Raw genomic sequence first — 21,843 nt, 5'->3', positions numbered from 1 at the left:
GTCCGAGCGCCGGGGCGGCGGCCGCCGGCCCTCGGCGCCCGCCCCACCAGCCGGTCGACGGCGGGCGCCGAAGATCAGGCGCCTCCCCATCCGGGACGTCGCCGAGGTGATCGGCCGCCACCTCGACGTGCCGGTGACCTCCGTGGCACCGGAGGCGGCGGCCGGGCACTTCACCTGGCTGGGGGGCTTCCTCGGCCTCGACGCACCGGCGTCGAACGCGCTTACCCGCGAACTGCTGGGCCGGCGGCCCGTCGAGCCCGGACTCCTCGCCGACCTCGGCAAGGGCCACTACTTCGCGGTGCCGGCCCCCACGGCCTGAGGGTCCGAGGGCCGGCCGCGCTCAAGGCCGGTCGAGGGACCCCCGCACCGGCGAGGGGTCTTTGGCCAGTGACGGGATCCCGCCGCCGGAAGGGACTTCCGCCCGGTGGCGGGTCCCGGCCGGCGGCCCGAACTCAGTTCGCCGTGGACGAGGCCCGGCGCGGCAGCTTCCAGCCGGGGCGCGGGAAGTGGCAGGTGTAGCCGTTCGGATAGCGCTCCAGGTAGTCCTGGTGCTCCGGCTCGGCCTCCCAGAAGTCGCCGACGGGCTCGACCTCGGTGACCACCTTCCCCGGCCACAGTCCGCTCGCCTCGACGTCGGCGATCGTGTCCACGGCTACGCGGCGCTGCTCCTCGTCCGCGTAGTAGATCGCGGACCGGTAGCTGCGACCGATGTCGTTGCCCTGGCGGTCACGCGTGGTCGGGTCGTGGATCTGGAAGAAGAACTCCAGGATGTCGCGGTAGCTCGTGGCCGCCGGATCGAAGAGGATCTCGATGGCCTCGGCGTGGTCGCCGTGATCGCGGTACGTGGCGTTCGGCGTGTCACCGCCGGAGTAGCCGACGCGCGTGGACACGACGCCGGGCTGCTTGCGGATCAGGTCCTGCATGCCCCAGAAACAACCGCCGGCCAGTACGGCTCGCTGGGTTCCCACAGTCATCGGTCGCTCCCTCGCCTGCTGCTTCTACGTTCGTCCAGCCTAAGGTCACACCGGGCCTGGATATTCCCCGGCCCGGGCCTCGGGTGATCAGGAGCGGAGGCGAATCCGCACAGCCGTCCGGCGTACGTCCGGCCGTCCGCCGGGTGTGTCGATTGACAGCCTCGGCACCGTGGCGGACGCTCGCCGCATGCCGAGTGAGACCGCGCCCGCCGGACGGCCGGCACCCCCGCCCCGGCTCCTCGGCAGCCCGCACGACCCCGGCCCCGCCGAGCGGCGCGAGGCCCGGTCATGACCGGTCGGCCGCCCGGCGGGGCGAGCGGCGACGGCCGTTACGGGGAGGCCCTGTTCGAGCCGGGGCACCCCCAGGAGGCGGAGCGCATCGACGCCGGTGCCCTGGCGTACGACCCCGTCACCACCGGGCGGCTGCGGGCGCTCGGCGTGGGCCCCGGCAGCCGCTGCCTGGACGTCGGGGCCGGGACCGGCACGGTGACCCGCTGGCTGCTGGAGGAGACCGGAGCGGCGGAGGTCGTCGCGCTGGACCGGGACACCACCGGCCTCGGCACCCTGACGGACCCGAGGCTGCGGGTGCTCACCGCCGACCTCACGGACGAGAGCCTGCGGCCCGGCACCTTCGACCTGATCCACGCCCGGTTCGTGCTCATGCACCTGCCCGGGCGGCGCGGGATCATCTCCCGGCTCGCGGGATGGCTGAACCCGGGAGGCCGGCTGGTGCTCGCCGATGCCGTCGAGGTGCCGGATCCGCTGGACACCTCGTCCGTCTACCGGCGGGTCATGGACGCCATGTGGCAGGCGCTGAGGTCGACGATCGGCACCGACACCTCGTCCGTCCCGGCGTACCCGCGCTTCCTGCGGGAGGAGGGCCTGTGCGACGTCGCGGCGGAGCTGTACTGTCCGCCGCTGGTCGCGGGCAGCCCCTTGTCCCTCTTCTGGTCCGAGACGTGGAACCGGATGCGTCCCGAACTCGAGGGGACCGGACGGGTGGACGGCGCCGTCATCGACGAGGCGCAGGCCTACCTGGCCTCGCCCCGGTTCGCCGAGCTGGGCCCGGGCATGGTGATGGCCTGGGGACGGCGGCCCTGAGAACGCCGAACGGCCGGTGACGGATCGTCACCGGCCGCCGGGCGTCGCGGCTCAGCGTCTGCGGGACCAGCCCGAGCCGATGCCCGCCACGTGCAGCGCCAGCAGGGTCAGGCCCAGCAGCATCACGTTGACCGAGGAGAACGTGTCGTTGGTGCTGAGGTCCGCCGCGTTGATCAGGAATGAGATGAAGAACAGTACTGCCGCGCCTATGCCGAGCATGGGTGGATTCCTCTCCTGAGAAGTTCCTTCCCTGCCCCGTCTGCCCCCTGAACGCCGGGGCAGACGCACGGAACCCTCCGTTCCTCGCCCGTACGTGACCGTCCCGGTCCGCCCTTCGCCGATGCGGCGGGTGACCGGACCGGGACGGTCACGTCAGCGCACCCGTGGAGCCACGGCGGTTGGCGGGGAGGCGACAGCCGCCGTGGCCCCGGGAGTCAGACGCAGCCCGCCACGACCGCCCGCGACGCGTCGTCGATCAGCGCGTCCTGGGCCGCCTTGAGGCGCCGCACGTCGGGTTTGGTCACCTTGCGGTCGTACGTCATCAGGCCGTTGAGCTCACCTTCGACGTCCGTGATCTGCGTGTAGACCGCGCCGTTGCCGCCCTTGCAGGCCAGGGCGTGCACCTCGCCCAGCTTCTCCAGGTAGTCGTCGGTGTAGGTGCTGGGGTCGACGTCCACGTAGGACTGCTGCACCGACCAGGCATGGCCCGGCACCGCGAGGCCGAGACCGCCGTACTCGCCCGCGACCAGGGCGCGTCGGCCGTCCGGGTGCGGTGGGAGGGCCGGGCTCGGATAGCCGTGCTCGTCCATGATGTCGCCGGCTCCGCCGTCCGCGCCCAGGTTGAGGCCGGACATGTTGTTCACCAGGCGGGTGGGGTCCCAGGCCTTGGCCTGGGAGGCGACGCGGCCGATGTCGTACTGGCCCCAGCCCTCGTTGAAGACCACCCACATGACGACCGACGGGCTGCTGACGTGCTCGTCGATCATCTGCTTCATCTCCCGCTCGTACTCGGAGCGGGCGGCGGTCGACGGGTTCACCCCGGCCGTCATGGCCGGCATGTCCTGCCACACCAGCAGGCCGAGCCGGTCGGCCCAGTAGAACCAGCGGTCGGGTTCGACCTTGATGTGCTTGCGGACGGCGTTGAAGCCCATCCGCTTGTGCATCCTCAGGTCGTGGGCGAGTGCCTCGTCACTGGGCGCGGTGTGCAGGCCGTCGGGCCAGAAGCCCTGGTCGAGGGTGGCCATCATGAAGACCGGCTTGCCGTTGAGGACCGTGCGCGGCACGCCGTCGACCTTCTCCACGGCGATGGAGCGCATCCCGAAGTAGCTGCCCACCCGGTCGTCGCCGACCTTGACCTCGAGGTCGTAGAGGAACGGGTCGTCCGGGGACCACAGACGGGCCTTCGGGATCTTCAGGGTGAGGGGCCCGCCGGTGCTGCCGGTGGCCGTGGCCACCGGGCGCCTGCCGTCGTACGCGGTCGCGGTGACCGGTACGCCGTCGCGCACGCCCTGTGGCTCGACGGTGAGCGTGCCGGTGTCGACGTGCGGGGTCAGCTTCAGCTGGTCGACGTGGTCGGCGGCGACGGGTTCCAGCCACACGGTCTGCCAGATGCCGGAGGACGGGGTGTACCAGATGCCGCTCGGGTCCAGACGCTGCTTGCCCATCGGCGGGTTCTCGCCGCCCGAGGCGTCCGTCGGGTCGTAGACGCCGACGATCAGCTCCTGGGTGCGGCCGGGCTTCAGGGCGTCGGTGATGTCGGCGCTGAACTTGTCGTAGCCGCCCTTGTGTTCGGCGACCTTCGTGCCGTTGACGTAGACGTCGGCCTGCCAGTCGACGGCGCCGAAGTTCAGCTGGAGCCGCTTGTGGCCGCCGACCTTCCAGCCGGCCGGGACGGTGAAGGTGCGCCGGTACCACATGCGGTCCTCGTGCCGTTCGATGCCCGAGAGCTGGGACTCGACGGGGTACGGGACCAGGATCCGCTCGCCGAGGGTGCGGCCGACCGGCGGCCGCTCGCCCTGCTCGGCCGCGGCGAACTGCCAGCTCCCGTTGAGGTTCTGCCAGGCGTCCCGGGTCAACTGCGGCCGGGGGTACTCGCGGTGGGCGTTGGCCGGGGTGACGTCGTCGGCCCACTTGGTGCGCAGTTCGTAGGTGGAGTGGTTGCCGCCACTGCTCCAGAACGCGCTGACAACGTTGCCATCCTCGCCGGTGAGTCCACCCTCGCCGTCGTAGCGGACGTCCGCCAGGCCGGACGCCGTGCCCGTCTTGTTCCCGACGACCGGTTCCTTCAGGGAGACCAGCAGGGATCTGGGGTCGGCCGGGTCCCGCCGGGCGCTGCCGAGCGGCCAGGTGGCGCCGCCGATGACGGCGTCGAGGTGGCGGGTCAGCGCCGCGGTGGGCTTGGCCAGCGCCTGGGCGAAGTCGAGCCGCAGGGTGCGGCCGTCCTTCAGGACGGTGGTGGCGATGGCGCCGTCGTAGGCGTATCCCTCGGGCAGCAGGAACGCCGACCGGGGTACGGCGGTCTTGGTGCCGCCCGGCGGCGTCCAGCGCAGGTGGAGGTTGGAGCCTCCGTAGTGCTCGAAGTACTCGACCTTGATGTCGTACGCCTTGCCGGCGGTCAGCTCGACCGGAGCGCCCGTCTGTTCGCGGTCCCAGTCGTCGACCCAGTGGTCGATGACGAGTCCGCCGTCGACCCAGAGGCGGAATCCGTTGTCGCCGATGATCGAGAAGGTGGTGGCACCGGTCTTCTCGGGCACGATCCGGCCGGTCCAGCGGACGCTGACGTCGTCCGACCGGCCGGTGGCCGAGTTCAGGCGGGACTCCAGGGAGTCGAAGTCGAGTTCCGGGTCGAATCCGGTTGCCTTGAGCTGGTCGAAGTCGAAGGCTCCGGGGGCGGACTGGGTGTAGTACTCGCCCTTGAGGCCATGGACCTCGACGGGGTCGTCCGCCGCCGTGGCGCTGGGCGCCGCGGCGAGTCCGGCCGCGCCGAGGGCGGCCGCAAGGAGGAGTGAGAGGCGATGTCGGAGTGATCTGGTGCGCACGGATCTCCCTGTGGCTGAGGAAGGGTGGCGGCTCTCTGCTTCAGTCTGTACAACGTTGGAAGCACGGCAGTTGGCATGAGAGCACGGCTCCCGGCCGCTGTCCAGAGTCATGACATGGCTCCGCCCTTCGGAGCACCCATCGATGCCGAGGAGATCCCCTTGCGGGTCAGCCTGAAGGACGTGGCCGAGCGGGCCGGCGTCTCGATCAAGACCGTGTCCAACGTCGTGAACAACTATCCGCACGTCACCCCGGGGATGCGGGCCCGGGTCCAGCAGGCCATCGACGAGCTGGGCTACCGGCCGAACCTGACGGCCCGGCACCTGCGCAAGGGCCGCACGGGCATCATCGCGCTGGCCGTGCCGGAGCTGGGCAACCCGTACTTCGCCGAACTGGCGAGCGCGGTGGTGGACGCGGCCGCGGAGCACGAGTTCACCGTGCTGCTGGACCACACCCGCGGCAGGCGCGAGCAGGAGGTACTGGTCAGCCAGGGCTTCCGGGCCCGGGTGATCGACGGCCTGATCCTCAGCCCGCTGGAGCTGGAGGCCGAGGACCTCCAGGGACGGTCCGACGACGTCCCGCTGGTGCTGCTCGGCGAGCGCGAGTACGACGCCCCGCACGACCACATCGCCATCGACAACGTGGCCGCCGCCCGGGCCGCGGTGCACCATCTGCTGAGCCGGGGCCGCACCCGGATCGCCTATCTGGGTGCCCGCACGGACTCCGCGAACCGCCCCGCCCACCTGCGACTCGTGGGCTGGCGGCAGGAGTTGGCGGCGGCCGGGGTGCCGGCGCCGGACGACCTGGTGGTCCCGGTCGGCGGCTGGGACCGGGACGACGGCGCCCGGGCCATGGCCGAGCTGCTCGACTCGGGCGTGCGGCCGGACGCGGTGTTCGCGCTGAACGACCTGATCGCGATCGGCGCGATGCGGGTGCTGCACGAGCGGGGTCTGCGGGTGCCGTGGGACGTCGCCGTGGTGGGTTTCGACGATATCGCGGAAGGCCGTTTCGGCGCGGTGTCGCTCACCACGATCGCACCGGACAAGCAGGCCATCGCAAGGATGGCGGTGGGCTCGCTGCTGCGCAGTCTGTCGGGCCGCGAGGAGCCCGGCGGGCGCGAACTCATCGCCGAATTCCGGCTGGTGGAGCGGGAGAGCACGCTCGGGCGACGGTGAGGGGGAACTCCGGGCGCCCGGCCGGGATTTCGGACGGGAGGGTTTACAGCGCTCTTCCAACGATGTAAAAACCTCCCCTGAACGACGTGCACGCCGAGTTGACCGCAAGCCGTCCTACCCCCGTGAGCGCCGACGGCGCGCCGGGGCCACGCCGTTTGGGGACTCCCATGAAGCCCACAGCACCACTGCGTCGCGCCTGTACGCGGACCCTCATCGCCACCGGACTCGCCACGAGCCTGGCCCTCATGACCGGATGTGCCAAGTCGGAGGACGACTCCGGCGGCGACAACGCCGCCTCGCAGGACAAGGACGCCGGCCAGGTCGTCGCCTCGCCGAGCGGCGGTTCCGGGCCGTCCTGCGCCATCGACGCCTACGGCGGCGAGAAGCTGGACCTGAAGTCCGCCACCGTCGGGTTCTCCCAGTCCGAGAAGGAGGCCAACCCCTTCCGGATCGCGGAGACCGCCTCCATCAAGGCGGAGGCCCGGAAGCGGGGCGTCAAACTGCTCACCGCCAACGCCCAGTCGCAGTTCTCCAAGCAGATCAGCGACGTCCAGGACCTCATCGCCAAGGGCGCCGACCTCCTGGTCATCGCGCCGCTCAACTCGGACGGCTGGGAACCCGTGCTGCGCACGGCGGCGGCCAAGCACATCCCGATCGTGACGGTCGACCGCAAGATCAACGCCACCGCCTGCAAGGACTACGTGAGCTTCATCGGCTCCGACTTCGTCGAGCAGGGCAAGCGGGCGGCCGACCAGATGATCGCCGCGACCGGCGGCAAGGGCGAGATCGCGATCCTGCTCGGCGCGGCCGGCAACAACGTCACCACCGAACGCACCAAGGGCTTCGAGGACCGCGTCAAGGAGAAGGCGCCGGGCCTGAAGATCGTGTTCCGGCAGACCGCCGAGTTCGCCCGGGAGAAGGGCCAGTCGGTCACCGAGAACCTGATCCAGTCCAAGCCGGGGATCAAGGGGATCTACGCCGAGAACGACGAGATGGGCCTCGGCGCGGTCAACGCCCTCAAGAGCGCGGGCAAGAAGCCCGGTGACGTGAAGATCGTGACGATCGACGGCACGCGCAACGCCGTGCAGGGCATCGTGGACGGCTGGATCTCCGGTGTGATCGAGTCCAACCCGCGCTTCGGGCCGCTGGCCTTCTCCACCCTGGACAGCTTCACCCAGGGCCGGAAGGTCGCGCAGGACATCGTCATTCAGGACAGCTCCTACACCGAGGCCAACGCCAAGTCCGATCTGGGCAAGGCCTTCTGAGATGCTTGACGTCACCGGACTGTGCAAGACCTTCCCCGGCGTACGGGCGTTGTCCGAGGTGGACTTCACCGCCCGCGCCGGGGAGGTGCACGCCCTGGTGGGCGAGAACGGCGCGGGCAAGTCGACGCTGATCAAGGTGCTCACCGGCGTGTACCAGCCGGACGCCGGCGAGATGTCCTACGACGGCTCCGCGGTCCGTTTCGCCACACCGCTGCAGGCGCAGCAGGCGGGCATCTCCACGATCTACCAGGAGGTCAACCTCGTCCCGCTGATGAGCGTGGCCCGCAACCTGTTCCTCGGCCGCGAGCCACGCGGCCGGCTGGGCCTGATCGACTTCCGCCGGATGCACCGGGAGGCGGAGGAGACCCTGCGCGCCATGGGCATCCGGGTCGACGTCCGCCGACCGCTGCGCGAACTGGGCGTCGGGGCGCAGCAGATGGTCGCGCTGGCCCGCGCGGTGGCGATCGACGCCCGGGTCGTGATCATGGACGAGCCCACCTCCTCGCTGGAACCCCGCGAGGTGCGCACCCTGTTCGGGGTGATCCGCACCCTGCGGGACCGGGGCATCGCGGTGATCTACGTCAGTCACCGCATGGACGAGCTGTACGAGATCTGCGACGCGGTCACCGTGCTGCGGGACGGCCGGGTGGTGCACACCGGGCGGCTCGCGGATCTGGACCGGCTCCGGCTGGTCGCGCTCATGCTCGGGCGGGAGATCGGCGAGGTGCGCGCGGAGGGGCTCACCAAGTTCACCGGCTCGCACGACACCGCCGCCCAACCGGTGCTCGAAGCCGAGGGGTTGCGCGTCCGCCATCAGCTGGACGGCGTGTCGGTGTCCGTGCGGCCGGGCGAGGTGGTCGGGCTCGGCGGGCTGCTCGGTTCGGGGCGCAGCGAGACCGCGAAGGCCATCGCGGGCGCCCTGCCCGTGGACGGCGGGAGGGTCGTGGTGGCCGGGGAGCCGGTGCGCGGCGGCTCGACCGCGGCGGCGATCCGGGCCGGCATCAGCCTGCTCCCCGAGGACCGCAAGACCGAGGGCATCGTGCCGGGCCTGTCGGTGCGCGAGAACATCGCGCTCGCCGCGCTTCCGGGGCTGTCCCGGTTCGGCCTGGTCGACGACGCCCGCGTCGACCGGATCGTCGACACGTTCATGAAGCGGCTGCGCATCAAGGCGGCGGGACCGCACCAGAAGGTGGGCGAACTGTCCGGCGGCAACCAGCAGAAGGTGCTGCTCGCCCGGTGGCTCGCCCTGCACCCCAAGGTGCTGCTGCTGGACGAGCCGACCCGGGGCATCGACGTGGGTGCCAAGGCGGAGGTGCAGGCACTCGTCGACGAACTGGCGGACGACGGCCTGGCCGTGCTGCTGATCTCCTCCGACACCGAGGAACTGATCGAGGGCAGCGACCGCGTGATCGTCCTCAAGGACGGGGCGGTGGTGCGCGAGCTGACCGGCGACGCCGTCACCGAGGACGAGCTGATGCGCGCGATCGCCGCCGTACCGGCCGGAGGGCACGATGACTGAACTGAGCCTCGCCCGGGGCGGGGTGGACCGGGACCGGGCGCTGCGCCTGCTGCAGGACTACGGCGTGTACGGCGGTGTGGTGGTCCTGCTGCTGTTCAACTTCGTCTTCACCCCGCACTTCGCCTCCACGGAGAACTTCCGCACCCAGGCCGTGCAGGTGGCGCCCGTGCTGATCGTGGCCCTCGGCATGGCGCTCGCCATCGGCACCGAGGGCGTCGACCTGTCGGTGGGCTCGGTGATGGCGCTGTCCACCTCGCTGCTGTCGCTGTACCTGGGGTACGGGCCCTGGATCGCCACGCTGATCGCGGTGGCCGGGGGCATGGCGGCCGGGCTCGCGAGCGGTGCGCTGGTCGCCCTCGTCGGTGTCCAGCCGATCGTCGCGACGCTCGCCCTGATGGTGGCCGCCCGGGGGCTGGCCCTGGTGCTGCTCCCCCAGCTCAAGGACGTCCACGACCCCGGTCTGGCGTCCCTCGGCTCCGGGGACGTGCTGGGCGTCCCCCATCTGGTGCTGATCGCGGCGGCGCTGGCGCTGTTCGTGGCGTTCGTCGTACGGCGCTCCACGTTCGGCCGGCAGTTGCTGGCCATCGGCGACAGCCGGCCGGCCGCCCGTCTCGCGGGACTGCCCGTGCGCCGGGTGCTGGTCGTGGTGTACGTGTGCTCCGGCGCGCTGGCCGCGATCGCGGGTGTGCTGGCGACCGCCCGGCTGGCCGCCAGCGACCCGACGTCGCTGGGCACCCTGATGGAGCTGTCCGCCATCACCGCGGTGGTCGTCGGCGGCACCCCGCTCAGCGGCGGCCGGGTCCGCATCGGCGGCACCGTCGCGGGCGCCGTACTGATCCAACTGCTCACCACCACGCTCATCAAGCACGACCTGCCCCCTTCGTGGACTCAGATCGCGCAGGCCGTGGTGATCGTCGGTGCCGTCTACGCGGCACGCGAACGGGGGAAGCGATGACCACGGACGCCGGGGAGGCCACCCTGCGGAAGGAGCCCCCGCCCGCCCACGCCGGCGACGGTCCGCCGGGTGCGAGCCGCTCGGAGCGGCTGAGCGCGCTCGCCCAGCAGCACGGCGCGCTGGTCACCCTGGTGATCGCGATGGTCGTCGCCTCGCTGAGCTTCGACACCTTCCTGACCGGTGACAACCTCGGGAACATGGCGCTGTCGTCGGCGTTCCTGGCCGTCGTCGCACTCGGCATGACGTTCGTGATCGTCACCGGGGGCATCGACCTGTCGGTGGGCTCGCTGTTCGCCCTCGGCGGGGTGCTCGCGGCGTGGGGCTCGCGGTACGGCACCGTGGTGGCGCTGCTGCTGCCGCTCGTGGTGTGCGGGCTCGTCGGCCTGCTCAACGGGCTGCTCATCGCGCGCTCGGGGCTGGCCCCGTTCATCGTGACCCTGGCGTCCATGCTCGGTGCGCGCGGTGTCCTGCTGGCACTGACCGACGAGGGTTCGCGGACGTATCTCGTCGACAAGGGCTCGTTCTTCACCCGGCTCGGGCAGGGTTCGCTGCTCGGCGTCGGCGTGCCGGTGTGGATCACGGTGGCGCTGTTCGTGCTGGGCGCCGTGGTGCTGCGGGGCACGCGCTTCGGTCAGTACGTGTACGCGGTCGGCGGCAACGAGGACGCGGCGGCGCTGATGGGCGCTCCGGTGGCCCGCACCAAGGTCGCCGTCTACACGGTGTCCGGGCTGTGCGCGGGTCTCGCGGGCGCGCTGAACGCGGCGTGGCTGCTGTCGGGGGTGACGATCCTCGGTTCCGGTATGGAACTGGAGGCGATCTCGGCGGTGGTCATCGGCGGCACGCTGCTGACCGGCGGGTTCGGGTTCATCAGCGGCTCGCTCGTCGGCGTGGCGCTGCTGAAGGTCATCCAGAACGTGATCAACCAGATCGGCTCCCTGGACTCGGCCTACCAGCAGGTGGTGAGCGGCGCCTTCCTGGCGGTGGTCGTCATCGCCCAGACATGGCTGGGACGCCGGCGCCGGGTGCTGTGAACCGCCGGTGCTGTGAACCGCCGGTGCTGTGAACCGCCGGCCCGGCGCCGCTCGCGGCAGCGCCGGTCCCGGTGCGTCGGGCCTCGCCGAGACCCCCGCAGGCCCGCGCGCCCGTGAACACGCACCGGGCCCGCGGGCCTGCGGGTCGTGCCGGGTCCGGGTGCGTCCGCGGGCGGCGCCGGGCCGCGGGGGTCCGTGGCCGGTGCCGGGTCCGGCGCACGGCCAACAGGTACGCGGTGACAGAGGGGATCGTCGGGCCCCTCAGCCTCCCGTGCTCTCCCGCACGATCACCCGGTGGCCCGCGACCCGGTCCTCCGGGGAGCCGGACTCCGGGTCGTCGATGCGGTCCAGGAGGAGGGACACGGCACTGCGGGCGATCTCCTCCTTGTCGGGGGCGACGGTCGTCAGGGAGGGGATGCTGAAGCGGGAGGCCTCGATGTCGTCGAAGCCCATGACGTCGAGGTCGCCGGGTACCGACCGGCCCGCCTCGTGCAGGGCGCGCAGCGCGCCCAGCGCCAGGTGGTCGTTGAGGCAGAGCAGGGCGTCCGGTGGTGCGGGCCGGTCCAGCAGCGCGGTGGCCGCACGGGCGCCGTCCTGCCAGTGGTACGCCCGCACCGGCACCACGAGGTCCTCCGCGAAGGGCAATCCGGCGGCGGCCAGCGCCTCGCGGTGGCCGTCGGTGCGCAGCCGGTCGGTGCCCTGCCGGCCCCGGACCGAGCCGCCGATCACCGCGATGCGCCGGCGCCCGCGGGAGAGCAGGTGCTCGGTGGCCTCGCGGGCGGCTCCGATGTTGTCGATGCCCACGTGGTCGGTGGTGCCGGCCGCGGAGCGCTCGCCGAGCAGGACGACGGGCAGTCGCCGGTCACGGGTGGCGAGGTCGCGCGGCAGCAGGGACAGCGGGCTGAGGACGACTCCGTCGGAGAACTGCGCGTCGAAGCCGTGCAGCGCGGCGAGTTCACGCTCCCGCGAGCCCCCGGTCTGGTGCAGCAGCACGGTGCGGCCGCGGCGGTCCGCCTCGGCCGTCACGTGCTTGGCCAGCTCGGAGAAGTAGGCGACGTCCAGTTCCGGAACGGCCAGCGTGATCATCCCGGTACGGCCCTGACGGAGCTGGCGTCCCGCGATGTTGACCCGGTAGCCCAGGGCGTCGATGGCCTCCTGGACGGCGGTTCTGGTCCGGTCCGAGACGTGCTCGAAGTTGTTGATCACGTTGGAGACGGTCTTGGGTGAGACCCCGGCGTACTCCGCCACGTCCTTGATCCTCGGTCTGGCTGCCACGCCGATCATCCTCCCGCCTGCCGTGGATCATACCGAGGGCCACGTCCGAGCCGTTCCGGGCCGACGGCTCCGGCCCCGGTCCTCTTCCGTCCCGGGTATTTACATCGATGTAAATCTCATGGTGCCATGTGCTCGCACCGAACAGCACCCCGGACGCCAAGGAGCACCATGTCCGTCCCGCACTCCACGGATCTGCCCCGACCCGAGTACCCCAGGCCGCAGTTCGTCCGTGAGGCATGGCTGAACCTCAACGGCGAGTGGCAGTTCGAGATCGACCGGTCCGACACCGGTCTGGAGCGCGGGCTGAGGGACCGCGCGCTCGCCGGCCGCATCGTCGTTCCGTTCTGCCCCGAGTCGGAGCTCTCGGGCGTCGGCGAGACCGACTTCCTGGAGGCGGTCTGGTACCGACGCACCGTGACGGTCCCCGAAAACTGGACCGACGCCGGGGTGCTGCTGCACTTCGGCGCCGTCGACCACGACACCACGGTGTGGGTGGACGGCACCGAGGTGGCCCGGCACCGGGGCGGCTTCACCCCGTTCAGCGCGGACCTCGGCGACCTGGCCGCCCCGGGCCGGGAGCTGACCGTCGTGGTCCGCGCCCGGGACAGCCGGCACGGTATCCAGGCCCGCGGCAAGCAGGCCACCTGGTACGCCAACTCGCACTGCCACTACACCCGCACGACCGGCATCTGGCAGACGGTGTGGATGGAGCCGGTGCCCCGCCCGGCCGCCCTCAGGCGCCCGCGCGTCACACCCGACCTGGCCTCCGGCTCCTTCCACGTGGAACTGCCGCTCACCGCCAACGCCCCGGGCCAACGGGTCCGGGCCACCCTGAGCGACCAGGACGGCCCCGTCGTCACCGCCGAGTCCCGGGCCGACCTCGACCTCGCCCCCCGTCTGGTGCTGGCCGTACCGGAGGACCGGCGCAGGGTGTGGTCGCCCGCCGACCCGCACCTGTACGACCTCCTCCTGGAGGTGCTTGACGCCGGCGGCGAGGCCGTCGACTCCGTCCGCTCCTACGCCGGTCTGCGCTCCGTCGCGGTCCACGGCAAGCGGCTGCTGCTCAACGGCGAACCGGTCTTCCAGCGCCTGGTCCTGGACCAGGGCTACTACCCGGACGGGCTGATGACCGCGCCCAGCGACGCCGCCCTGGTGCACGACATCGAACTGGGGCTCGCGGCGGGGTTCAACGGAGCCCGGCTGCACCAGAAGGTGTTCGAGGAGCGCTACCTGTACCACGCCGACCGCCTCGGCTACCTGGTCTGGGGCGAGTTCGGCGACTGGGGGTGCGAGACCGGCGTGCGGGACGACAACCAGCGCCCGGACGCGAGTTACGTCGCCCAGTGGCTGGAGGCGCTGGAGCGCGACCACTCGCACCCCTCGATCGTCGGCTGGTGCCCGCTGAACGAGACCTACCAGCACCTGCACGACCGCATCACCGTGCTCGACGACGTCACCCGCGCGATGTTCCTCGCCACCAAGCAGGCGGACCCCAGCCGGCCCGTCGTCGACGCCTCCGGCTACGCCCACCGGGTGGCCGACACGGACGTCTACGACTCCCACTGCTACGAGCAGGATCCGGCCGCCTTCGCGAAGACGATGGCCGGTCTCGCGGCGGACCGGCCGTACGTCAACACCGGCCCCGACGGCCGTACCTGGTCGCTGCCCTACCGCGGACAGCCGTACTTCTGCAGTGAGTTCGGCGGCGTCTGGTGGGATCCCGAGGCCGCGGCGAACGCCGCCGGCGACGACAGCGAGGCCTCCTGGGGTTACGGCGAACGCCCGCGCACCGCGGAGCAGTTCGTCGAGCGCTTCACGGGGCTGACCGGTGTGCTCCTCGACGACCCGGACATGTTCGGGTACTGCTACACCCAGCTCACCGACGTCTTCCAGGAGCGCAACGGCGTCTACCGCTTCGACCGCTCCGAGAAGGTCGACACCGCGCTGCTGCGCGCCGCCCAGACCCGTCCTGCGGCGTTCGAGAACGACCGGTGACGTCCGGCCCCGCCCCGCCTGCGCGGGAGGGGCGCACGACCATGCGATTTACATCGATGTATGTCCATGGGGTGGCACCCGTGGGACGCGAGGGGCGTCCTACGGGCGGCCGCCCGTAGGAGAGGAGCTGTATGACCGGCATACCCGCACCCGTCGGTCCGCCCGCACCCTCGCGGCGCCGGGTGCTGACGGCCGCGCTCGCCTCCGGTGCCGCGGTCCTGGGCGCAGGTGCGCTCAGTGGCTGCGGTTCCGCCCAGGCGGCCGACGCCTCGACCGTCCGACTGTGGGACCTGTTCAGCGGGGCCGACGGCGGACTGCTCAACGACATGGTGCGCGCGGCGCGTCCCGACATGCCGGGCACCCGTGTCGAGCGCACCGTGCTGGAATGGGGCACCCCGTACTACACCAAACTCGCCATGGCCTCGGCCGGCGGGCGCGGCCCCGACGTGGCCGTCTCCCACATGTCCCGGCTGGCCGGCTACGCCCCGACCGGGCTGCTGGACCCGTGGGACCTGGACGTCCTGGCGGAGTACGGCGTCACTCGGGACGCCTTCACCGAAGCCGTGTGGTCCCGGACCCAGTTCGAGGGCCACACCTACGCGATCCCGCTGGACACGCACCCCTTCATCGTCTTCTACCACCCGGAACCGGCCCGCGAGGCGGGCCTGCTCACCAGCGACGGGGCGCTGGACACCGAGGCGTTCTCCTCCCCCGGCCAGTTCCTGGCGGCCGGCCGCGAACTGGCCAAGGCCTCGGGCAAGCAGGGCATCGCCTTCGGGTACGTCACCGACACCGCCCAGGGATGGCGCCTGTTCTACGGCCTGTACCGCCAGACCGGCGGGGCGTTCCGGCTGCCGCCGGGCGGGCCCGCCGAGGTCGACGTCGACCGGATGGCCGAGGTCATCGCCTTCATGGCCAAGATCGTCGACGGCCGGGTGAACCCCGGGCGGCTCGACTACGCCTCGGCGATCGCCGCCTTCACCAACCGGCAGACGGCGATGATCCTTTCCGGCGAGTGGGAACTGGGCACCTTCCGCGCCGCGGACAAGAACGTGGGGGCCGCCCCCTTCCCCACGGTGTTCGGCACCCCGGCCGTCTACGCCGACTCGCACTCCTTCGTCCTTCCGCACCACCCGGACCCCGACCCCGGGCGCCGCCGCCGTACCCACCAGGCGGTGGCGGCACTGCTGAAGGCCGGCCAGATCTGGGCGACGGCCGGGCACATCCCCGCCTACGGCCCGGTCACCCGTACCGCGGCGTACGCCGGGCTCCAGCCGCAGTCGCACTACGCGAAGGCCCAGGACCACGTGGTGCTCGACCCGTCCGTGTGGTTCGCGGGCGCCGGCTCGGACTTCCAGAACGCCATGTCGCAGGTCCTGCAGCAGGCCCTGCTCGACGGTCTCGCCCCCGACCGCGCGGCGCGCGCGATGGTGCGGCGCCTGAACACCTTCCTCTCCAAGCCCAGCCCGGCCTGACCCGGCTGCGATCCACCGCGCAGGAGGCACAACGATGTCCTCTCACCACGCCTCGCCCCGCACCGGGGCCCCGTCGGCGCGCCGGCTGCTGCCCCCGGGCCTGCTGTTCGCGCTGCCCTTCCTCGTCCTGTTCGCCCTCTTCATGGTGTGGCCGCTGGTCCAGGGCCTGTGGATGAGCCTGACCGACACCTCGCTGTCGGCCCACACCCCGTCCTTCGTCGGCCTGGACAACTTCACCGAGGCCCTCGGGGACGCCGAGATGTGGCGCTCCCTCGGCCACACCGTGTGGTTCACCGTCCTGTCCACGGTCCCGCTCGTCGCGGTGGCGCTCGGCATGGCGCTGCTCGTGCACACCGGCCTGCCGGGCCAGTGGGTGTGGCGGCTGGCGTTCTTCGCGCCCTACCTGCTCCCGGTCGGCGTGGTGAGCCTGCTGTGGATCTGGCTTTACCAGCCGGACCTCGGACTCCTGAACCACCTCCTGGAGACGTCCGGCCTCGGACCGGTGTCCTGGCTGAGCGACGAGTCCGTGGCGATGTGGGCGATCGTGCTGACCACCCTGTGGTGGACCGTCGGCTTCAACTTCCTGCTCTGCCTGGCCGCGTTGCAGGCCGTTCCGGACCACCTGTACGAGGCGGCGGCCATCGACGGGGCGGGCGCCTGGCGGCGGCTGTGGTCGATCACGCTGCCGCAGCTCAGCCGGATCACCGGCGTCGTCACCGTGCTGCAGATCCTCGCCTCGCTGAAGGTGTTCGACCAGGTGTACCTGCTGACCAAGGGCGGCCCGAACAACTCGACCCGCCCGGTCATCGAGTACATGTACGACGTCGGCTTCACCGGCTACCGGCTGGGCTACGCCTCGGCGGTCAGCTACGTCTTCTTCGCCCTCGTCCTCATCGCCTCCGCGGCCCAGTACGCCGCCCTCCGCCGCCGGGAGAAGTGACATGACCTCCACCGAACTGCCCGTCCGTCCGGCCGCGCCGGGCCGCCGCGCGGTCCGCCCGCCGAGAGGCCCGGCCGGACCGCGCCGGGCCGCCCGGCCGGACCGGAACCTCACCCTCGGGGAGAGCCGGCTCGCCCGGGGACTGGCCCTGGCCGTGCTCGCGGTACTGGCCCTGGTGTGGCTGCTGCCGATGGCCTGGGCCCTGCTCACCGCGTTCAAGTCCGAGCAGGACGCGAGTGATCCCGGGCAGTGGTTCCTGCCCCGGCACGGCTTCACCCTGCACGGGTTCTCGACGGTGTGGGAGCGCGGCGACCTGCCGCTGTGGATGCTCAACAGCCTGCTGGTGTCCACGGCGGTCACCGTCATCACGGTGCTGGTGTCCGCCATGGCCGGGTACGCCTTCTCCCGTACGGTGTTCGCCGGGCGCCGCTGGCTGTTCGCGCTCACCGTGGCGGCGGTGCTGGTACCGCCGCAGCTGCTCATCGTGCCGTGGTTCCGGCAGATGCTGACCCTGCACCTGGTCGACACCTACGCGGCGGTGATCCTGCCGCAGACGGTGGCGCCGGTCATGGTGTTCATCCTGAAGAAGCACTTCGACTCGCTGCCGCGGGAGCTGGAGGAGGCCGCCCGCATCGACGGCGCGGGCCACTGGCGCGTCTTCTGGTCCGTGCTGCTGCCGCTGTCGCGGCCCATGCTGGCCGCCGTCGCGATCTTCGTGTTCATCGGGGCCTGGAACAACTTCCTCTGGCCGTTCGTCTCGACGTCCGACCCGGGACTGATGACCCTGCCGGTCGGCATCACCTCGGTGAAGGACGCCTACGGCATCCAGTACGCGCAGACCATGGCCTCCGCCGTGCTCGCGGCGCTCCCGCTCGTCGTGGTCTTCGTGTTCTTCCAGCGTCACATCGTCAAGTCCGTCGCCACGACCGGTCTCGGCGGTCAGTGACCCGCCGGGCGTCCCGGACGACGTGCCGCGCCGGGCCGGGGCGCCCCGCGCGGCACGAACGGCACGAACGGCACGAACGGCACGAACGGCACGAACGGCACGAACGGCACGAACGGCCTCAGATGCCGAACGGTTCCGCGTAGCGCACGGTTCCGGCGGGCGGCGGGCCGCCGGCGTCCAGGGTGAGGACCATCAGGGCCTCGTCGGGTACGTCGACGGTCAGGGCGATGCCGTGGGCGGAGGCACGGGTGAACCCGAAGCGCGGGTAGTACTCCGGGTGCCCGAGGACCACGACGTACCGCTCGCCCAGCGCCCGGGCGGCCCGGAGCGCGCCGCGCACGACCGCCGATCCGGCGCCGGTGCGCTGGTGCTCGGGGCGGACGGCGACGGGGCCGAGGCACAGGGCCGGCACGTCACCGATGTGACACCGGGTCAGCAGCGCGTGGCCCACCGGTGTGCCGTCCGCCCCGGCGCAGACCCAGGACAGCCCGTCGATCCACGCGGGGTCGGCGCGCAGGGCGTCGACGAGGTCGGCCTCCAGCGCGGTGTCGAAGGCGGCGAGATGGATCTCGCGGACGGCGGCCGCGTCGGCGGTGGCCTCGGGGCGGGTGGTCCAGGTGTCGCGCATGGTGGGTGGAGATCCGTTCCGCGGTGGTGTCGTCACGCGGCCGCTCTCGCCGCCCCGTGGCGCCGGGGTCGCGGGTGGGGGTTCCGCGCCGGACGCGGAACCCCCCGGGCCGCCGCGTGCGGTCAGTAGGTGTGCAGGGTCAGACCGTACCGGTTGAGGATCTCGTTGACCGGCTGGAACCAGGTCTCGCCGCCGCTGGAGCAGTTGCCCCAGCCGCCGGAGGTGACGCCCTGTGCCTGGTCGCCGGTGATGAAGGAGCCGCCCGAGTCACCGGGTTCGGCGCAGGCGCTGGTCTTGGTGAGCTGGTGCACCGCGCCCTGGCTGTAGTTGACGGTCTCGTTCAGCGCCAGCACCGTGCCGCAGTGCCAGTGCGAGGTGGATCCCGAACGGCAGACGGAGGAGCCGACGGGCGCCACGTTCGAACCGCGTACGAGCTGGTCCGGCACCGTGCCCCAGCCGAGCACCACCGGCACCGTCCACCAGCCGCTGCCCACGCTGACCCAGGCGTAGTCGTTGTCCGGGAACGAGGAGCCCTGGAAGGTCCCGATGTAGGAGTGGTCCCAGCCGCTGACCCCGGCGCCGGGCTGCCCGCAGTGCCCGGCGGTGACGAAGCCGCCGTACACCGAGAAGCCGATGGAGCAGCGGACGTTGCCGGTGTAGTACGGGTCGCCGCCCACGGTGCCGGCGGCGAGGGTCCGCGGAGCCGAGGAGGCCTCGACGGTGACGGGCCCGGTCCGGCGCGCCTGGGCCAGGAAGCGCCGGACATCGTTGTCGGACCGCTCGCCGCGCACGACCTCGACGACGACCGTGTTGGCCTTCGGATCGACGTGCCAGCCGCTGATGCCCGAGGGGGCGGTCAGCCGGTCGATGCGCGCCTTGGCCGCGTCCAGTTGCCGGGCGCTGCGCTCGGCGGTGCGGACGGTGGCGCCGGAGCGCTCGATCGCCCGGCGGGTCGTGGCCGGGGCGTTGCGGGTGAGCGCCACGGTCAGATGCCCGCTCGGGGCGTCGAACCAGGAGCCCGCGTAGGCGGTGCCCGCCGTGCGGCGCACCTCGGGGTCGAGGGCGGCGGCGGCCTTCTCGGCGGCGAGCCGGGCCACCGCCTGGGTGCGGGTCAGGCCGAGGTCCCGCCGCATGGCGGTGACGATCCCGTCGGAGGCGGGCTCGGCGGACCGTGCGGTAGTGGCGGGTCCGGCGGCCGAGCCGGTCGCGGAGGCGGGGAAGGTGCCGGCCGCGCTCAGTCCGCCGAGGACGAGGAGTGCGGCCAGGGCGGTGTGCGCAAGTCTGGTGCGTCTCATGGGGGTTGCCCTTCGTCGTTCCAGGAGTGGGGGTGGAACAGCCGATGTCTGAGAGCGCTCTCATGTGTGGCGGGGCAGAGCCTAGCCCCGGTTCGTACGTCAGGTCCATGCCAATGCATGCACCGATTCAACGATGCAAGCGGCCACCGGTGCTCCGCCGGTCGGGTGACGGCCCATCGGGTGAAGTCCGCCGGGAGTCGGCACCGCACGGCGGTGCCCGGACGCGGTCCGCACTCCCGCCGTCACCGGGCGCCGCCGCCGGCGCCATGACCGGCGGCGTCCGTCAACCGGACCGGGCCGCACGGGGAGCGGGCGCGGGCGGTACCGGCCGGGCCGGGATAGAGGAGAGTCATGAGAAAGTCCCGCATAGTCCCCTGGGCGGCCGCCCTCCTCCTCGCGGCCGCCTGCACCCTCGCCGGTCCCGCTGCCACGGCGGCCGCACCCGGCATCGCGGCCACGGGGTACGTGGCCCTCGGTGACTCCTACTCGGCGGGGGTCGGAGCCGGCAGCTACCTCACCGCCGCGCCGCGCTGCCTGCGCAGCAGCCTGTCCTTCCCCGCCCTGTGGGCCGCGGCGCACTCCCCCTCGTCGTTCAGCTTCACCGCCTGCGACGGCGCCAAGACCGGCGACGTGCTGAGCAAGCAGCTCGGCCCGCTCGGACCGCACACCGGTCTGGTCACCCTCACGGCGGGCGGCCGGGACGCGGGTTTCACGAGTGTGATGGCGGCCTGCGTGCTGGGCGGCAGCGGCACGTGCCTGTCCGCCGTGGCCAAGGCGCGCTCCGCCACGGACGGCACGCTGCCGGGCGACCTCGACCGTCTCTACTCGGCCATCCGCGGCAAGGCGCCCGCAGCCCGCGTCGTGGTGCTGGGCTATCCGCGCCTGTACGAGCTGAACGGCGCGTGTTCGGGCGGCCTGCCGGACACCGAACGGTCCGCGCTCAACGACGCCTCGGACCATCTCAACCAGGTGATCGCCGCGCGCGCCGCCGCCCACGGCTTCACCTTCGTCGACGTGCGGACCGCCTTCGACGGGCACGGTATCTGCTCGTCCGAACCCTGGCTGCACAGTGTCGACTGGCTGGATCTGGGCGAGTCCTACCACCCGACGGCCACCGGCCAGTCCCTCGGCTACCTCCCCCTGCTCACCGCCGCACTCTGAGACGGGGCCGCGTGCCGGTCACATACCGGCCGTCGCCTTGCGCCGCGCCTGCTCGAACTCCTCCACCGGGTCGCCGCCGGCCTGCCAGGGCCAGGCGGTGACGGTGCCGTCGAGCAGCTCGAAGACCGCGCGGGCCTCCACCCGCCGGTCGGCGGCCAGCAACGCGTAGGCGAGGACGTTGAGATCGGCCGGGGCCGCGGCGTGGTTCAGGAACCCCGGCCGCACCCAGGTGTGGACGACCCGGTCGAGGGCCTGCGCCGCCATGGCCTGGGACCAGTGGTTGCGCGCCACCAGCGCCTCGAACCCGCCCCGGTCGAGCACGGCTTGGTACTGCTGGACCTGGGCGGTGAGTTCCGTCGCCGCGCAGGGGGCGTTCGCGGGCATCCGGGCCCGCAGGGTGTCCACGAACTCCAGCACCTGGATGCGCGATCCGGCCTCCTCCGGGCTCAGATAGCCCAGCATGCTCAGATAGGCCTCACGGTTCCAGCGGTCACGCGCGAGCACCTCGTTCCACACCCCGAACACCCGGGGCTGCGCCCAGCGTTCCGCACGCGCGACCGCCAGGAGGGCGACCCAGGGGGTGGGGTCCTCCGGCGCGAGTTCGGCGGCCCGCAGACAACGGTCCACGGTGCCGGCCGCGTCCTCCAGACCGCCCCTCGCGCGGGCGTGGGCGACCTCGGTCCAGGCGTGCAGGACGAGCGCGTTCACGTCCCCCGGCTCACGGGCGGCCCAGGACCGCGCCAGATGGGATCCGGCCAGGAATCCGCCCAGCACCCCCATCCGGTGCGTACGGCGGTCCCAGTCCCCCGGCTCCTGGCTGAGGAGCCGGGACAGTTGGGCGGCGCACAGGTCCGTCGTCGCGATCGTTCCGGTCCTCGTGGTCGCCAGCAGGGACTTCAGCAGCCTGCCCAGATCCTGGTCGCCGAGTTCCGGCGCCAGGCGTGCCCCTCGGCGGCGGCGCGATAGAAAAGCCATGGCCGGAGGCTAGAGGGGCATGGGGATAACGCAAGGTGTTCGCCGAGATCGTTATCTGTCACCGACCGATTGCCCGCCCCCAGGAGTGGAACTCTGC

The 21,843-nt window shown here is 72.1% G+C and carries 18 protein-coding genes and 1 pseudogene; 12 read left to right on the top strand and 7 right to left on the bottom strand.

The window, feature by feature from the left end:
- Window positions 1-88 precede the first annotated feature (88 nt).
- A pseudogene (locus ACWCPN_RS12675) lies at window positions 89-319 on the top strand (3-beta hydroxysteroid dehydrogenase); the annotation flags it as partial.
- Between the two features lie 133 nt (window positions 320-452).
- On the opposite strand, the gene msrA reads toward ACWCPN_RS12675, so the two are convergent.
- The gene (gene msrA, locus ACWCPN_RS12670) at window positions 453-974 is read right to left on the bottom strand and encodes a peptide-methionine (S)-S-oxide reductase MsrA (protein ID WP_451204762.1); all 522 of its coding nucleotides are present in this window, start codon (window positions 972-974) and stop codon (window positions 453-455) included.
- 288 nt (window positions 975-1,262) lie between these two features.
- On the opposite strand from msrA, the gene ACWCPN_RS12665 reads away from it, so the two are divergent.
- Window positions 1,263-2,075, top strand: a complete 813-nt coding sequence (locus tag ACWCPN_RS12665) for a class I SAM-dependent methyltransferase (RefSeq protein ID WP_451204760.1) — start codon at window positions 1,263-1,265, stop codon at window positions 2,073-2,075.
- A 51-nt stretch (window positions 2,076-2,126) separates the two neighbouring features.
- Here ACWCPN_RS12665 and ACWCPN_RS12660 read toward each other — a convergent pair whose 3' ends face one another.
- Window positions 2,127-2,294, bottom strand: a complete 168-nt coding sequence (locus ACWCPN_RS12660; RefSeq protein WP_199213182.1) for a hypothetical protein — start codon at window positions 2,292-2,294, stop codon at window positions 2,127-2,129.
- Window positions 2,295-2,509: 215 nt separating this feature from the next.
- The gene (locus ACWCPN_RS12655; protein ID WP_451204758.1) at window positions 2,510-5,113 is read right to left on the bottom strand and encodes a PA14 domain-containing protein; all 2,604 of its coding nucleotides are present in this window, start codon (window positions 5,111-5,113) and stop codon (window positions 2,510-2,512) included.
- A 159-nt stretch (window positions 5,114-5,272) separates the two neighbouring features.
- Here ACWCPN_RS12655 and ACWCPN_RS12650 point away from each other — a divergent pair, with 159 nt between their 5' ends.
- From ACWCPN_RS12650 to ACWCPN_RS12630, 5 genes are all read left to right on the top strand, one after another.
- Window positions 5,273-6,286 (top strand): LacI family DNA-binding transcriptional regulator, encoded by a 1,014-nt coding sequence (locus tag ACWCPN_RS12650; RefSeq protein WP_451205273.1) that lies wholly within the window; start codon window positions 5,273-5,275, stop codon window positions 6,284-6,286.
- Between the two features lie 167 nt (window positions 6,287-6,453).
- Window positions 6,454-7,551 carry an ABC transporter substrate-binding protein gene (locus ACWCPN_RS12645; RefSeq protein WP_451204756.1) on the top strand — a complete coding sequence of 366 codons (1,098 nt, stop codon included), beginning with the start codon at window positions 6,454-6,456 and terminating at the stop codon, window positions 7,549-7,551.
- A 1-nt stretch (window position 7,552) separates the two neighbouring features.
- Entirely contained in the window at window positions 7,553-9,070 is a 1,518-nt protein-coding gene (locus ACWCPN_RS12640; protein WP_451204754.1) for a sugar ABC transporter ATP-binding protein, read from the top strand.
- Window positions 9,063-10,025, top strand: a complete 963-nt coding sequence (locus ACWCPN_RS12635; RefSeq protein ID WP_451204752.1) for an ABC transporter permease — start codon at window positions 9,063-9,065, stop codon at window positions 10,023-10,025. The genes ACWCPN_RS12640 and ACWCPN_RS12635 overlap by 8 nt, the downstream gene beginning before the upstream one ends.
- The gene (locus ACWCPN_RS12630) at window positions 10,022-11,056 is read left to right on the top strand and encodes an ABC transporter permease (RefSeq protein WP_451204750.1); all 1,035 of its coding nucleotides are present in this window, start codon (window positions 10,022-10,024) and stop codon (window positions 11,054-11,056) included. The genes ACWCPN_RS12635 and ACWCPN_RS12630 overlap by 4 nt, the downstream gene beginning before the upstream one ends.
- 261 nt (window positions 11,057-11,317) lie before the next feature.
- Here ACWCPN_RS12630 and ACWCPN_RS12625 read toward each other — a convergent pair whose 3' ends face one another.
- Window positions 11,318-12,340 carry a LacI family DNA-binding transcriptional regulator gene (locus ACWCPN_RS12625; RefSeq protein ID WP_451204748.1) on the bottom strand — a complete coding sequence of 341 codons (1,023 nt, stop codon included), beginning with the start codon at window positions 12,338-12,340 and terminating at the stop codon, window positions 11,318-11,320.
- Window positions 12,341-12,499: 159 nt separating this feature from the next.
- On the opposite strand from ACWCPN_RS12625, the gene ACWCPN_RS12620 reads away from it, so the two are divergent.
- The 4 genes from ACWCPN_RS12620 to ACWCPN_RS12605 all read left to right on the top strand — a co-directional run bounded on the left by ACWCPN_RS12620 (window position 12,500) and on the right by ACWCPN_RS12605 (window position 17,687).
- Window positions 12,500-14,326 carry a glycoside hydrolase family 2 protein gene (locus ACWCPN_RS12620; RefSeq protein ID WP_451204746.1) on the top strand — a complete coding sequence of 609 codons (1,827 nt, stop codon included), beginning with the start codon at window positions 12,500-12,502 and terminating at the stop codon, window positions 14,324-14,326.
- Between the two features lie 131 nt (window positions 14,327-14,457).
- Window positions 14,458-15,801 carry an ABC transporter substrate-binding protein gene (locus ACWCPN_RS12615; protein WP_451204744.1) on the top strand — a complete coding sequence of 448 codons (1,344 nt, stop codon included), beginning with the start codon at window positions 14,458-14,460 and terminating at the stop codon, window positions 15,799-15,801.
- A 34-nt stretch (window positions 15,802-15,835) separates the two neighbouring features.
- Window positions 15,836-16,741: a carbohydrate ABC transporter permease gene (locus tag ACWCPN_RS12610; protein WP_451204742.1), complete on the top strand. Its 906-nt coding sequence runs from the start codon at window positions 15,836-15,838 to the stop codon at window positions 16,739-16,741.
- A gap of 1 nt (window position 16,742) precedes the next feature.
- Window positions 16,743-17,687, top strand: a complete 945-nt coding sequence (locus tag ACWCPN_RS12605; RefSeq protein ID WP_451204740.1) for a carbohydrate ABC transporter permease — start codon at window positions 16,743-16,745, stop codon at window positions 17,685-17,687.
- Between the two features lie 118 nt (window positions 17,688-17,805).
- On the opposite strand, the gene ACWCPN_RS12600 is transcribed toward ACWCPN_RS12605, so the two are convergent.
- Both ACWCPN_RS12600 and ACWCPN_RS12595 read right to left on the bottom strand, forming a co-directional pair.
- On the bottom strand, window positions 17,806-18,315 hold the full coding sequence (locus tag ACWCPN_RS12600) for a GNAT family N-acetyltransferase (RefSeq protein ID WP_451204738.1): 510 nt from the start codon (window positions 18,313-18,315) through the stop codon (window positions 17,806-17,808).
- A gap of 122 nt (window positions 18,316-18,437) precedes the next feature.
- Window positions 18,438-19,610, bottom strand: coding sequence for a S1 family peptidase (locus ACWCPN_RS12595; protein WP_451204736.1), 1,173 nt, complete (start codon window positions 19,608-19,610; stop codon window positions 18,438-18,440).
- A 351-nt stretch (window positions 19,611-19,961) separates the two neighbouring features.
- Between ACWCPN_RS12595 and ACWCPN_RS12590 the strand changes: the two genes are divergently transcribed.
- A complete protein-coding gene (locus ACWCPN_RS12590; protein WP_451204734.1) occupies window positions 19,962-20,771 on the top strand; it encodes an SGNH/GDSL hydrolase family protein in 810 nt (269 codons plus the stop codon).
- An 18-nt stretch (window positions 20,772-20,789) separates the two neighbouring features.
- Here the strand turns inward: ACWCPN_RS12590 and ACWCPN_RS12585 are convergent, their stop codons facing one another.
- A complete protein-coding gene (locus tag ACWCPN_RS12585; protein ID WP_451204732.1) occupies window positions 20,790-21,746 on the bottom strand; it encodes a hypothetical protein in 957 nt (318 codons plus the stop codon).
- Window positions 21,747-21,843 lie beyond the last annotated feature (97 nt).

This window comes from Streptomyces sp. NPDC002386, assembly GCF_053593175.1.
The sequence above is the reverse complement of the archived record's forward strand: the minus strand, read 5'-3'. Positions and strand labels throughout refer to the sequence as shown.

What these genes read in the sequence shown, in the direction of transcription:
- msrA (WP_451204762.1), bottom strand. Translation starts at nt 974, where the DNA reads ATGACTGTGGGAACCCAGCGAGCCGTACTGGCCGGCGGTTGTTTCTGG.
- ACWCPN_RS12595 (WP_451204736.1), bottom strand. Translation starts at nt 19,610, where the DNA reads ATGAGACGCACCAGACTTGCGCACACCGCCCTGGCCGCACTCCTCGTC.
- ACWCPN_RS12600 (WP_451204738.1), bottom strand. Translation starts at nt 18,315, where the DNA reads ATGCGCGACACCTGGACCACCCGCCCCGAGGCCACCGCCGACGCGGCC.
- ACWCPN_RS12590 (WP_451204734.1), top strand. Translation starts at nt 19,962, where the DNA reads ATGAGAAAGTCCCGCATAGTCCCCTGGGCGGCCGCCCTCCTCCTCGCG.
- ACWCPN_RS12605 (WP_451204740.1), top strand. Translation starts at nt 16,743, where the DNA reads ATGACCTCCACCGAACTGCCCGTCCGTCCGGCCGCGCCGGGCCGCCGC.
- ACWCPN_RS12660 (WP_199213182.1), bottom strand. Translation starts at nt 2,294, where the DNA reads ATGCTCGGCATAGGCGCGGCAGTACTGTTCTTCATCTCATTCCTGATC.
- ACWCPN_RS12635 (WP_451204752.1), top strand. Translation starts at nt 9,063, where the DNA reads ATGACTGAACTGAGCCTCGCCCGGGGCGGGGTGGACCGGGACCGGGCG.
- ACWCPN_RS12615 (WP_451204744.1), top strand. Translation starts at nt 14,458, where the DNA reads ATGACCGGCATACCCGCACCCGTCGGTCCGCCCGCACCCTCGCGGCGC.
- ACWCPN_RS12665 (WP_451204760.1), top strand. Translation starts at nt 1,263, where the DNA reads ATGACCGGTCGGCCGCCCGGCGGGGCGAGCGGCGACGGCCGTTACGGG.
- ACWCPN_RS12610 (WP_451204742.1), top strand. Translation starts at nt 15,836, where the DNA reads ATGTCCTCTCACCACGCCTCGCCCCGCACCGGGGCCCCGTCGGCGCGC.
- ACWCPN_RS12645 (WP_451204756.1), top strand. Translation starts at nt 6,454, where the DNA reads ATGAAGCCCACAGCACCACTGCGTCGCGCCTGTACGCGGACCCTCATC.
- ACWCPN_RS12585 (WP_451204732.1), bottom strand. Translation starts at nt 21,746, where the DNA reads ATGGCTTTTCTATCGCGCCGCCGCCGAGGGGCACGCCTGGCGCCGGAA.
- ACWCPN_RS12630 (WP_451204750.1), top strand. Translation starts at nt 10,022, where the DNA reads ATGACCACGGACGCCGGGGAGGCCACCCTGCGGAAGGAGCCCCCGCCC.
- ACWCPN_RS12625 (WP_451204748.1), bottom strand. Translation starts at nt 12,340, where the DNA reads ATGATCGGCGTGGCAGCCAGACCGAGGATCAAGGACGTGGCGGAGTAC.
- ACWCPN_RS12620 (WP_451204746.1), top strand. Translation starts at nt 12,500, where the DNA reads ATGTCCGTCCCGCACTCCACGGATCTGCCCCGACCCGAGTACCCCAGG.
- ACWCPN_RS12640 (WP_451204754.1), top strand. Translation starts at nt 7,553, where the DNA reads ATGCTTGACGTCACCGGACTGTGCAAGACCTTCCCCGGCGTACGGGCG.